Origin of the sequence: Bartonella sp. OT172YNZD (assembly GCF_042193725.1) — a bacterium.
Lineage (GTDB): Bacteria > Pseudomonadota > Alphaproteobacteria > Rhizobiales > Rhizobiaceae > Bartonella > Bartonella grahamii_A.
This window is the reverse complement of sequence record NZ_JBHILZ010000025.1, coordinates 1-10,553: the sequence shown is the minus strand read 5'-3', so window position 1 is coordinate 10,553 and position 10,553 is coordinate 1. Positions and strand designations below refer to the sequence as shown.

15 protein-coding genes are annotated in these 10,553 nt (G+C 46.5%); 14 read left to right on the top strand and 1 reads right to left on the bottom strand.

Features of this window, described 5'->3' with window-relative positions:
- Positions 1-573: 573 nt before the first annotated feature.
- On the bottom strand, positions 574-1,104 hold the full coding sequence (locus tag ACFIJS_RS08250) for a helix-turn-helix domain-containing protein (RefSeq protein ID WP_375651097.1): 531 nt from the start codon (positions 1,102-1,104) through the stop codon (positions 574-576).
- 151 nt (positions 1,105-1,255) lie between these two features.
- Between ACFIJS_RS08250 and ACFIJS_RS08245 the strand changes: the two genes are divergently transcribed.
- From ACFIJS_RS08245 to ACFIJS_RS08180, 14 genes are all read left to right on the top strand, one after another.
- Positions 1,256-1,549, top strand: coding sequence for a helix-turn-helix domain-containing protein (locus tag ACFIJS_RS08245; protein ID WP_375651095.1), 294 nt, complete (start codon positions 1,256-1,258; stop codon positions 1,547-1,549).
- Positions 1,550-1,746: 197 nt separating this feature from the next.
- Positions 1,747-2,145, top strand: coding sequence for a hypothetical protein (locus ACFIJS_RS08240; RefSeq protein WP_375651094.1), 399 nt, complete (start codon positions 1,747-1,749; stop codon positions 2,143-2,145).
- Positions 2,145-3,152: a ParB/RepB/Spo0J family partition protein gene (locus tag ACFIJS_RS08235; RefSeq protein WP_375651092.1), complete on the top strand. Its 1,008-nt coding sequence runs from the start codon at positions 2,145-2,147 to the stop codon at positions 3,150-3,152. Before ACFIJS_RS08240 ends, ACFIJS_RS08235 begins: the two co-directional genes overlap by 1 nt.
- Positions 3,149-3,607 (top strand): hypothetical protein, encoded by a 459-nt coding sequence (locus ACFIJS_RS08230; protein WP_012232200.1) that lies wholly within the window; start codon positions 3,149-3,151, stop codon positions 3,605-3,607. The genes ACFIJS_RS08235 and ACFIJS_RS08230 overlap by 4 nt, the downstream gene beginning before the upstream one ends.
- Positions 3,604-5,583 (top strand): transposase domain-containing protein, encoded by a 1,980-nt coding sequence (locus ACFIJS_RS08225; protein ID WP_375651090.1) that lies wholly within the window; start codon positions 3,604-3,606, stop codon positions 5,581-5,583. The genes ACFIJS_RS08230 and ACFIJS_RS08225 overlap by 4 nt, the downstream gene beginning before the upstream one ends.
- A 334-nt stretch (positions 5,584-5,917) precedes the next feature.
- Positions 5,918-6,949 carry an AAA family ATPase gene (locus ACFIJS_RS08220; protein ID WP_375613740.1) on the top strand — a complete coding sequence of 344 codons (1,032 nt, stop codon included), beginning with the start codon at positions 5,918-5,920 and terminating at the stop codon, positions 6,947-6,949.
- A complete protein-coding gene (locus ACFIJS_RS08215) occupies positions 6,946-7,209 on the top strand; it encodes a hypothetical protein (RefSeq protein WP_375651089.1) in 264 nt (87 codons plus the stop codon). Before ACFIJS_RS08220 ends, ACFIJS_RS08215 begins: the two co-directional genes overlap by 4 nt.
- On the top strand, positions 7,206-7,457 hold the full coding sequence (locus ACFIJS_RS08210) for a hypothetical protein (protein WP_375651087.1): 252 nt from the start codon (positions 7,206-7,208) through the stop codon (positions 7,455-7,457). The genes ACFIJS_RS08215 and ACFIJS_RS08210 overlap by 4 nt, the downstream gene beginning before the upstream one ends.
- Positions 7,458-7,471: 14 nt before the next feature.
- Positions 7,472-8,095, top strand: coding sequence for a DUF3164 family protein (locus ACFIJS_RS08205; RefSeq protein WP_375651098.1), 624 nt, complete (start codon positions 7,472-7,474; stop codon positions 8,093-8,095).
- 9 nt (positions 8,096-8,104) lie between these two features.
- The gene (locus ACFIJS_RS08200) at positions 8,105-8,722 is read left to right on the top strand and encodes a regulatory protein GemA (RefSeq protein ID WP_375651086.1); all 618 of its coding nucleotides are present in this window, start codon (positions 8,105-8,107) and stop codon (positions 8,720-8,722) included.
- Between the two features lie 6 nt (positions 8,723-8,728).
- Positions 8,729-9,136 (top strand): helix-turn-helix domain-containing protein, encoded by a 408-nt coding sequence (locus tag ACFIJS_RS08195; protein ID WP_375651085.1) that lies wholly within the window; start codon positions 8,729-8,731, stop codon positions 9,134-9,136.
- An 87-nt stretch (positions 9,137-9,223) separates the two neighbouring features.
- Complete coding sequence (locus ACFIJS_RS08190) at positions 9,224-9,805, top strand: glycoside hydrolase family 19 protein (RefSeq protein ID WP_375651083.1); 582 nt, start codon at positions 9,224-9,226, stop codon at positions 9,803-9,805.
- On the top strand, positions 9,802-10,089 hold the full coding sequence (locus tag ACFIJS_RS08185; protein ID WP_375651082.1) for a hypothetical protein: 288 nt from the start codon (positions 9,802-9,804) through the stop codon (positions 10,087-10,089). The genes ACFIJS_RS08190 and ACFIJS_RS08185 overlap by 4 nt, the downstream gene beginning before the upstream one ends.
- Positions 10,082-10,420, top strand: coding sequence for a hypothetical protein (locus ACFIJS_RS08180; RefSeq protein WP_375651081.1), 339 nt, complete (start codon positions 10,082-10,084; stop codon positions 10,418-10,420). Before ACFIJS_RS08185 ends, ACFIJS_RS08180 begins: the two co-directional genes overlap by 8 nt.
- Positions 10,421-10,553 lie beyond the last annotated feature (133 nt).

Below are 10,553 nucleotides of genomic sequence, written 5' to 3'. Positions count from 1 at the left end.
CTTTAAAACTCTTTGAAAAAAAATGAATTGGTACAAAACCTAGTGGCAAAATATACAAAACCTGCTGGCAAGCTACACCTTTATTTACAAAACCCGCACCTTTGTAGTTTGACACTAGGTTTTGTACTAAGTGGGAAAAGGTGGGATTAGGTAGGAATACGTGGTAATTTGTTGTTTTTATGTATAAAATTTAGCATTAAATGCGCGTTTTGTCAAAATAGATTTTGACACCTAAAATTGTAAAAAAGAGCGAAAAATAGTGAAAATCAGAAAAAAGAGCGTTTCAAAGGTAAAAATGAGAGAAGGCTTTGAAAGGTCTTTGAAAACCCTGTGAAAAATTTTGAAAAGTCTGTGAAAGCCCAGAAAACCGCCTTTGAAGACCCTGTGAAAAAAATTCGGTAAATTGTGAAGCTCACTCCAAAATCAGCCAAAAATGACCCAAAAAGCAAAAAAGATTTCCATATATAAGTGGAAATCTCTAAAAATTGAGTAAAAAGCATTTTTTATCAATAATTTATATAAATTTTTTAATGTAAAAAGATTTCCACTTTCATTTTTCATATTAGAGAGGCATTAAGCCGTATCTTGTGTAGTTTCTAGATGTACTCTTTCAGCCTCTATTTGACGCTTTAAATGAATTTTAAGAAGAGGGAAAGTTGCTTCGACCTCTTCCGTGTCGTTGATGTCTTGAACAAGCTCTTGCAGTTTTCTATAAAGTTCCGCCGCGAGTTCCGCTATATCTTCAGGGGGGAGTTTTATTTTAGCATCGCGATAGGTTGTATAAGCTATGCGACCAAGCTTTTTCATGAGACCAGCAGGAATGGTGGGTGCTTTAAAGCCTGCTGCTTTCGCTTTTGCCATGTCACTAAACATTTCGCCTTCACCAGTGACAAGCCAGTCTAAGGATATTCCACAGCGATCTTTATATATTCGCATTATAGATGCAGGAGGCTCTCGTAAACCCGTTTCATAATTACGCATAGTCGTTTCGGGGATTTCAAAATGTTTAGCAAATTGCTTACGCTCTGTAAAACCAAGGGTATGCCGTATTTCACGCAATCGTTTTGCCAGTTCTGTTGTAGGTTCTTTTTCAGGGCGTGCCAAAAAAATCACTCCAAATGACATTTGGGTATTTACAAAAGCCTATTTAGGCTGTATACCTATAATTACCGCCCGATATAGAGGGCAGATATTTTACAATTAACCCCACAAAAAACGGATGTGGGAGCATCCGTTTGAAGCAGGAGCGAAATTTATGACAACCACACAAACATGGGATCGCCATAGTATTTTAGCTGAGCTACGCCGCCGTAACATGACCTTGGCGGAGCTCGCGAAAGCTTATCAACTACCGTCATCCAGTGTTCAACACATTTGGACACGGTCTAACGAGAAAGCCGAACGCGCTATTGCCGATTTTATCGGTTTGCCCGTTGAGCAGGTTTTTAGCGACCGCTACCCCAAAAGTCGCCGTCGCATTTTTAAAGCAGCAAAACATGCCAATACAGATTCGGGTGCGCATTCTGCTTTGCGCGGTAATGCTGCTTAAACTTCGTTACACGGCTTTGCGTTTTTGCGCATTTGCCATGAATTTAAATACCATAAGATAAAGAGGTTTATCAATGTCTAAAGATCAATACGAAATGGGCAAGATAAATTGCAGAGAGTTGCATCATAGAACAGCCGTTTGGATGGGTTGGTTCTGGCGATTAGGGGGTTGTCATATTATTTTTATCGGGGGTGGTTATGGTTGCTGCTTGTAATTTATGGACCCCAGAAGCCAGAAGCGATATCGTTAATCCTTATTCGGAGGTTGAACGTTTACAGGTGATGCTTGCCTGTTCTTTTAAGGCAGTGAGTGGTGGATTTAAGCATCTGCCGATTCGGTATATTATTGACCCACCGCATGGCTTATTTGATGCGGCGTTAGCGCGACAGATTGTTATTCATATCTTGCATTATCAGTTTGAGGTGCCGCGGCGGCGTATTGTTGCCATACAAGCACGGCAGCGGACTTCTATTTCTCTGTCATTGCAGGTGATTAACCGGCGTTTGGAAGAACCCGTTTTTGCGAAAGCTTATCGAAGATGGGCGGGGCGTGCGATGGATTTATTCTTTAAAGAGATCAGAAAGGCGGCGGCGTGATGGCACAGTTTCAAGAGATTGCTTTAGATTTGATTGTGGTGCCGGAGCGTATACGCCCTGTAGATGATGAGCATGCCAAGGCACTTGCGCAATCAATGGCGCGGGAGGGATTGATGAATCCGATTACGGTGCGCCATACCCCCAATGCTAAGGAAGGCAATTATACGCTTATTGCTGGTGCGCATCGGCTTCGTGCTGCGGAGCTTTTAGGCTATAGCGAAATTGATGCGGTTGTGGTGCAGGCTGATAAGGACAATGCTGCGCTTTTAGAAGTAGCTGAAAACCTCTTTCGCAATGAATTGTCAGTGATTGACCGTGCGCTTTTTGTCCAGACTTACCGCGAGTTGTGGGAAAAGAAGTATGGGGAAATTAAGGTTGGTGGCGACAGAAAATCAAAGGGTAAACATTACCCTTTGATCGGTGGTAATCAATATACAAAGGACAAAGTGGCAAAGGGTCAAGTTGACCCTTTGCCAAATGATGGCTCTTCAGAGCACCATGAAACTGGGTGTGAAGGGGATGAAAAATCAAAGGGACAACTTGTCCCTTTGATCGGTGGTGAGCAATTCGGTCAACTTGACCGAATTGCTCATACCGATGAAGAAAGTGGTAAAGGGACAGTTTTATCTTTTGCCGAACATGTGGCGGACCGTATTGGTTTGTCTTCAAAATCAGTAAGACGTCTTAACAACATTGCCCAGCATTTACAGCCGGAGTTGCGGGCGGTTTTGCGTGGCACGGCATTGGCTGATAATCAAGCGCAGTTGTTGAAATTAGCCAAGATGGAGCCGGTTGCGCAACGGCGGGTGGCAATTGCTTTGCAACAGGTTGAGGGAGATTTACGGCGGGCTGTTGATTTGGTCAATGGGGTTAATACGCCTCCGCAAATTAATGAACAGGAACGGATTTTTGCTCAGTTATTAGGGGTGTGGCAGAGAGCAGATGCGCAGACAAAGGCGCGGTTTTGTGCTTATCTTGCAAGAGAATGTGGGGAGGAGCAGGCATGAAGAGGCATGGTTGCGGGCAGCTTGATTTTTTCCAAAAGCCGGTTTTTCCCTGCCGCGAACCCGTTGCGCAGATTGATTTAGGGCGGTTTCGCTCACGCATTAAGCGTGCGATGGCGCGGGCTTTGAGAGAATGCCGACATGAGCGCAGTGTGATTGCGGAGCGTATGGCGCATTATTTAGGGATTGGGTGTTTAAGTAAGGCGAGTTTAGATGCTTATGTTGCGGAAAGTAAGCAGGTGGATATTTCCCTGCCGCGTTTTAAGGCATTTGTGCGGGCGACAGAGGCATTTTGGCTCTGGGATGAGGTGGTGAGTGAAGATGGATTGTTGCTGTTGCAAGGGGATGAGGCGCGGTTAGCAGAAATTGCGCGGTTGCAGCAGGAACAGCGGGAGATTGCGGCGCAATTGAAAGCCATGCGTGCAACGCCGGTTCGCATTAAAAGGGGGCAGCCATGAAGGAATGGTTTACTATTGCCGAATTGGCTGAAGCAGCTTTGCCAGGGTTGCCGAAAACATATAAAAGTCTTGAAAACCACGGACGAGCATATTGGAGAAAAAATTCTGAACTTTCGAGGAAAGTGGGAGGCAAAACCAAGCCGGTTTGGGAGTATCACATTTCCTTATTGCCGGAGGGGGCGCGGGCGGCGTTGTTGGTGCGGTTTGGTGGGGCTGTTGATGTGAAACAAACGCAAGGGGAGCAAAAGACAAGCATTTGGGTGCGTTATGAGGGGCTTTCCAAGGCGCATAAAAGGCGCTGTGAAGAGCGTTTGAAGGCACTTTGCTTTTGGGAAGATTTGCTCCATGCCGGTATGGGTGTGCATGATGCGGCAAGTTTGAGTGCGGTGCAATTTGGTGTGAGCCGGATGTCGCTTTTTAATTGGCGGCAGATGGTTGAAGGGTATGAGCGCCCTGATTGGTTGGCAGCGCTTGCACCTTGTTATGGTGAAGAGAATGTTTCGCAATTTGCGCCGTGTCATGAGGGGGCGTGGGAGGTTTTTTGTTCGGATTATTTGCGCTCGTCTCGTCCTGCTTTTTCGGCGTGTTATCGGCGCATGGTTTCGGTTGCGCAGGAGCGGGGTTGGCAGCCCATTCCTTCTGAGCGGGCTTTGCGGCGTCGTTTTAAGGCGCAAATTTCCAAAGCGGTTGTGGTTTTAGCGCGTGAGGGAGAAGAAAAGGCAAAAAAGCTTTATCCAGCCCAACGGCGTGATCGCTCGAGCTTGCATGCACTGCAAGCGGTGAATATGGATGGGCATAAGCTGGATGTTTTTGTGAATGTTCCTTGGACAGAGAAGCCTGTGCGGCTTTATCTGATTGCCATTCAAGATCTTTATTCGGGCAAGATTTTATCGTGGCGCCTGTCGGATGCTGAAACTTGGGAAATCGTTCGTTTGGTGATTGGGGACATGGTGGAAGCTTATGGCATACCGGAGCGTATGACTTTGGATAATGGGCGTGCCTTTACCAGCAAGTGGATTTCTGGAGGTGTGCAAAACCGCTTTCGCTTTAAGATTAAGCCGGATGATCCGCAAGGGCTTTTGACGAGTTTGGGGGTGCAATTGCAATGGACGACACCTTATAGCGGACAGTCTAAACCGATTGAGCGAGCATGGCGTGATCTGGCAGAAGCGATTTCCAAACATCCCTTTTGTGCAGGGGCTTATACGGGCAATAAACCGGATGCCAAGCCTGAAGATTATGGAAAACGCGCGATAGGATTTGAAGCGTTTAAAGCCCATGTTGGTGCACAGATTGTGGCGCATAATGGGCAAGCAGGGCGCAAGGCGCTCAATTGTGCGGGGCGCAGTTTTGATGAGACCTTTGCAGAGAGCTTGCAAGCCGAGGGGACGATAGTTCGGCAAGCAACGGCGGCACAACGGGCTTTATGGCTTTTAACCTCTGAGGCATTGCGTGCGCAAAAGGGTACGGGGGAGATCCATTTTTATGGCAATCGTTATTGGGCGCGGGCGTTGAATGAGCATGCGGGGAAGAAGGTGATTGTACGCTTTGATCCGGATAATTTGCATCAAGATTTACGGGTTTATGATTTGAATAATCGGTTGCTTTGTTTGGCACCATGCCTTTGTGATGTAGGTTTTTACGACCAGCAGGCGGCGCGCTTGAATGGGCGTTTGCGTAAAGAATATGTGAAGGCTGTTAAAGCAGAAAAACAGCTAGCGGCAAAGCTTGCACCTGATCATTTGGCCGATGTTTATGGGCGCCTTGAGAAAAAGGATGAAGCGTTCAAATCTAAGCTTCCGATAAAGCCAAAGGTGAGCCGCTTGATGCCAAACAATGTGGGGAATTTAGCTTTGACAGCAGACGATGATGAGGTTTTGGGGGAGGAAGAATTTAGCACGCATTTGCATAAAGCTTTGAGAAAGCTTTCCGCCTCTGATGAGGGGCGTGAGGTGATCAAGTTTCCCAAGCAATAGAATAAGGAAATAGGAAAAGAGAGGGGGGATTTAAGGGGACCGGTTGAGGTCCATGTGCGGGGTTGAAGCGTTAACAAAGAAAGGGGGGGAGGAATCTTAATCCTTTAAAAGTCTAATCAATACATGAAGTTTCTAGGTATCTTTGCCTGATCGGGTGAGATGCGTGGAGTTAGCAAGTTCCCTGATGTGTGAGAAAGAGAGGGGATTTGCAAGGTTAGCCGTTTTAGTATCGCGTACGGCTTTAGAGTAACAAAAATGGGTAGGTGGGAGCCTACCCATTCAATAAAATCTAAAATCAATACGAATCTAGATCAATACGAGAGGGAGATTATAGATGAAAAACGCGATAAATGCAACGGTCGATAAAAATCCTTGGGCGCGACCTAAAATCCAGCCCAATGGAACAGCACAAAACCGCAACAGTGATGACATTGCTTTATGGAATGAGCTTGTGGATGCGGTGAGAGCTTTGGGGCAAATGAATGATTGGTCGAAAGCAGAGGTGGCGCGGCGCATTGGCATGCCGGATGGGACGTTTTCGCAATGGTATGCGGGCAGTTATGCGGGGCAATTGGGTAAGCAAAATGCGAAGGTTCAACAATGGGTTGAGGTTTTAAAGGAAACGGCGGGGTTTTTGGAGAAGATCCCTGAAAAACCAGCCTTTCAGAGGAATCGTATAGCCAGTGAGATCATTGATACTTTAACACTGGCACAAAGCACGGGGGATATGGTGATGATTACGCTTGATGCGGGCAGTGGCAAGACCGAAACCTGCCGCCATTATCGCTCTACCCGCCCGCATGTTTATCTGGTGACAGCCAGCCCGCATACGCGCAGTGTTCACGGTATTTTGAATGATATGGCAGCAGAATTGGAAGTGGTGGAATATAATCCCACCCGCTTAACGCGTGCGATTGGTAAGAAATTAGAGCGCGTGGGCAGTGGCACGTTGTTGATTGTTGATGAGGCGCAAAATTTAACGGATGAGGCGATTAATCAGTTGCGCCACTTTGTTGATATCAATGGTACGGGGTTGGCTTTGGTTGGCAATGATGAAATTTCGGGACGGTTGGTTCATCGTCAAAATGGTCCCTCTTATGCGCAAATTAAAAGCCGATTGGCGATGCATTTGAAACGGCGCAAGCCCTATAGTGAGGATATTGCGGCGCGCATTCATGATTGGGGAATTGAAGATGTTGGTGCGATAAAGTTTTTGACAGGGATTGGTTTAAAGGCTGGAGCTTTGCGGCAAATTGACAAAACCATGATGTTGGCACGCATGGCAGCGCTTGGAGATGGGTGTGAGGTAACCTTGAAACATGTCAAAGCGGCATGGAAAAACCGTGACGTGGAGGAATTGGCATGATCTCTTTATGCGACAAAGAATTATCCGATACGCTTGTTGGTCTTTATGACGATTATCAATGCGGTTTTGATATTGGAGAACAGCTTAAATTGTGTGTTGATTTGGCGTTATTGCTTGAATTGGAGTTGAGTGTTCACCGTTTGGGGGAGGCCGATGCGATTTTGGAAGGCCAAGTTTCAGAAGTTTTGGCTGAGTGTGAAGGCTCTGATGCGGATGAGAGCAATAGCGTGATTTATATGGATTTTGGAGGCGGAAAATGATGGAACGCAACCCCTATATGGTGAGAGATAGCTTGATTGCTTTGCGCTCTGCCTTGTTAAAACATGAACTGAATGGCATTTTTCTGCATGGACAAGATGTTCGAGAATTGAATGAGTATTTGCGTCGTTTGGCAGGCTATAACCACGTTTTAGGTCATGAGCTTATGCGGTGTCGTTGGCAATTGAAAGCGGGATGTGCGCATTCTTCAGGGGATGTTGTGCCATTTCGTCGGTTTCAAAAAACATAAGGAGGACATTGGTGATGAATCCACAAATTGAACTTGAAGGCACGCGTTATATGAAGGATGCAAAAGGGGCTTTGGTGCCGGTAAGTTTGATCCGCCCTGCGGATTTGTTAGAGGATGAAACGGTACGCAAAATTATGGGTTTTGCGAAAGAATTATCGGCAAGGATTGCACGTTTTAACAACCATACGATTGCGGATTTGAGTGATTTTGATAGCTTGCTTGCGCAAGAATATGGTGTGGAGCGGCGTGGCAAAAAGGGCAATTGTACTTACACAAGCTTTGATGGTTTGCAACGCATTAAGGTGCAGGTACAGGAAAGTGTTGATTTTGGACCGCAATTGCAAATTGCTAAAAGTCTTCTTGATGAGTGTTTGAATGAATGGTCTGCGGATGCACGCCCTGAAATCCGTGCGATTATTACGCGTGCTTTTAATACGGATAAAGAAGGCAAGGTGAATCGGGGGGAGATCTTTATGCTGTTGCGTTTGGATATTGATGATCCACGCTGGAAAGAGGCGATGCGTGCCATTCGTGAAGCGATCCGTGTGACGACATCTAAGGAATATGTGCGTTTTTATGAGCGCGATAGCCTAGAAAGCGCTTGGCATGCTGTGACCATTGATCTGGCGAAGACGTGAGGGGGTGAGATGTCTTTAGCTGTCCTTCATATGGGAAAATGCGCGTTAGGTCTTGATGATGAGACCTATCGCGCACTGCTCTATCGCTTAACAGGCAAGCAATCGGCGAAAGATTTGAGTGTTTTAGAGAAGCGTTTAGTCGTCGCTGAAATGAAAGCGTGTGGTTTTGAGCCGAATGTGAAGCGTTTAGAGGGAAAATATGCCAAGAAGTTACAGGCGCTTTGGATTTCTGGGTGGAATCTTGGCATTATTCGTGATCGTTCAGATAAGGCGTTGCTTGCCTTTGTGAAAAGACAGACTGGGATTGATCATATTCGCTTTTTACGCGATAGCGATGATGCGTGCAAAGCCATTGAGGCGTTGAAAGGTTGGTTGCAGCGTGAGGGTGGGGTTGACTGGAGAGGAAAAAACCGCGAAGATTCATGGAGGAAGAAACCAAGCATTTCCATTTTGTGTGCCCAATGGAAACGTTTGAATCCCGATGCTGTGTTTGACTTTGGGGCTTTTCACCAAAGTGTTATGGCGTTGAGTGGTAAAGCTTTGGGCGAGATGAAAGGGGGCGACTTTAGAGAAGTGATGAATGTTTGGGGGCGAAAAATCCGTACAGGTGTTAAAAGCGAGGGGTAAGCATGTATGCAAGAGGAAATCTATAGCGATTTTCCTGCCTTATTGCGAGAAATAGCTGATGTTGCGGGCAGTGAAGCAGCATGGAATATGATGCGGGCTTTTGGTGGACGAGAAGTTTATATACCTGGGCGTCTTGAGAGTGCGGATTGGTTGATTGAAATTGTTGGGTTTGAAGAAGCCGAGCAGTTGATCAACCATTTTTGTTTTAATGGTTCGGGTGTGCGCCTTCTTATCCCCCTTGGCAGAGATGCTGAACGGCGGCAAAAAATGGTGCAAGCGTTGCAAAAAGGCTGGTCGGTTGATGCTGCCGCTGCTGTTTCTGGTATGCATGTGCGCACGGCTTATCGCTTGAAGAAGAAAATATCTTTGCAAGAACCACAAGGTTCGTTATTTCCAGAGTTTTATGAGTATTGAGAGTTTTGACTGACAGTGTCAGGCTTATATTGGGGGGTGGAGTTCCGATAAACTGCGCATGGACTTTTATTCATTGAGTGGTTTGTTATGATTTCAATAGATGCCTCTTTTCTTCATCGCCTTGCGCCTAAACTGGCGCATCATGCGCGCCAAGATTTTATTATTGTTGAAATGGCACGCGTGTTGCCTAAAGCTTTATCTTATGGGGCGATCACGACCCGTTTGCGTGTTGCCCATTTTTTAAGCCAATGTGCGCATGAGAGTGATGGCTTTTTTACCGTTTGTGAATATGCCTCAGGGCGTGCTTATGAGGGGCGGCGTGATTTAGGCAATTTCAACTCTGGGGATGGGGTGCACTTTAAGGGGCGTGGTTTGATCCAATTAACGGGGCGGAATAATTATCGTCGTTTTACGAAGTTTTGGCGCTTAGTCGATGAACAAGCGGTTGATTGTGAGGCTTTTCCAGAAGAGGTGGAAAAGTTTCCAGCAGCGCTTTGGTCTGCTGTTTGGTTTTGGCAAATGAAAGGCTTGAATAGGCTGGCTGATCAAGATGATTATCTCAGGATTACCAAGGCGATCAATGGGGGCAAGAATGGACTTGTGCAACGTTTGATTTATTTGAACCGCGCCAAAAAGCTTTTGGGGCTTGGAGGCGAGGTGAAAGCATGAAGCCCTCTTATCGTGGTTCTAGGCTCTATTTATGGTGGTCCTTTTGGTTTGCTTGGGGGGTTATTTTTTTGCTCGTTTCTGGTGGTTTGTGGGGGGCTCCGCATATTGTTGATATGGCGAGCATTTCTATTCCTTCGATGGTGGCGATTATTGTTGGCAATTTGGGGGTGCATCGTGGCTTTGGTTCTATGGATTTTTCTAATAGGAAACATTCCCATAAGCGGCATAGCCGCTCCTATGATGGGGTGGAGATAACGGGGTGGGGGGATAAGCGCAATGTTTAGCCCACTTTCAAAACTGTCTTTTGGTCTGCTTTTTTTGGTCAGTGTGATGTTGGCGGCTTTTGGCTTTATGAAAGCGCAAATTTTAAAGGCGGAAAAGGCGCGTGATTTGTATTGGCAGTTGGAGATTGCCAAGGCTTCTGCACGCGCACAGCTTGAGATGGAGCGACAAAGGCAAGCAGCGTTTGAAGCCGAGCATCGAGCGCAAGGGGTGCTTTCGGCTTTGGAACAAAAGCTTACAAAAATGGAGGAGGTCAATGCAGTATTGCCAACTATTGGCTGTGGTATTGAGCTTGAGCGTGTGCGCTTGCTCAACAACCAAGCCAAAGGGTAGTTTTGCGTATCATTTTTTATCGGTTGAATTGCCGCCTGTTGTTCGCATGGCGTGTGCCCGCCCAGCTTTATTGCCAGAGCGTGCTTTGAATGCGCGCGAAGTGGTGCACTATTGGGGGCGTGATCGTGCTGCT

Excerpts from the sequence above, each read along its gene's own strand:
- ACFIJS_RS08245 (WP_375651095.1), top strand. The coding sequence starts at position 1,256 with ATGACAACCACACAAACATGGGATCGCCATAGTATTTTAGCTGAGCTA.
- ACFIJS_RS08240 (WP_375651094.1), top strand. The coding sequence starts at position 1,747 with ATGGTTGCTGCTTGTAATTTATGGACCCCAGAAGCCAGAAGCGATATC.
- ACFIJS_RS08235 (WP_375651092.1), top strand. The coding sequence starts at position 2,145 with ATGGCACAGTTTCAAGAGATTGCTTTAGATTTGATTGTGGTGCCGGAG.
- ACFIJS_RS08230 (WP_012232200.1), top strand. The coding sequence starts at position 3,149 with ATGAAGAGGCATGGTTGCGGGCAGCTTGATTTTTTCCAAAAGCCGGTT.
- ACFIJS_RS08225 (WP_375651090.1), top strand. The coding sequence starts at position 3,604 with ATGAAGGAATGGTTTACTATTGCCGAATTGGCTGAAGCAGCTTTGCCA.
- ACFIJS_RS08220 (WP_375613740.1), top strand. The coding sequence starts at position 5,918 with ATGAAAAACGCGATAAATGCAACGGTCGATAAAAATCCTTGGGCGCGA.
- ACFIJS_RS08215 (WP_375651089.1), top strand. The coding sequence starts at position 6,946 with ATGATCTCTTTATGCGACAAAGAATTATCCGATACGCTTGTTGGTCTT.
- ACFIJS_RS08210 (WP_375651087.1), top strand. The coding sequence starts at position 7,206 with ATGATGGAACGCAACCCCTATATGGTGAGAGATAGCTTGATTGCTTTG.
- ACFIJS_RS08205 (WP_375651098.1), top strand. The coding sequence starts at position 7,472 with ATGAATCCACAAATTGAACTTGAAGGCACGCGTTATATGAAGGATGCA.
- ACFIJS_RS08200 (WP_375651086.1), top strand. The coding sequence starts at position 8,105 with ATGTCTTTAGCTGTCCTTCATATGGGAAAATGCGCGTTAGGTCTTGAT.
- ACFIJS_RS08195 (WP_375651085.1), top strand. The coding sequence starts at position 8,729 with ATGCAAGAGGAAATCTATAGCGATTTTCCTGCCTTATTGCGAGAAATA.
- ACFIJS_RS08190 (WP_375651083.1), top strand. The coding sequence starts at position 9,224 with ATGATTTCAATAGATGCCTCTTTTCTTCATCGCCTTGCGCCTAAACTG.
- ACFIJS_RS08185 (WP_375651082.1), top strand. The coding sequence starts at position 9,802 with ATGAAGCCCTCTTATCGTGGTTCTAGGCTCTATTTATGGTGGTCCTTT.
- ACFIJS_RS08180 (WP_375651081.1), top strand. The coding sequence starts at position 10,082 with ATGTTTAGCCCACTTTCAAAACTGTCTTTTGGTCTGCTTTTTTTGGTC.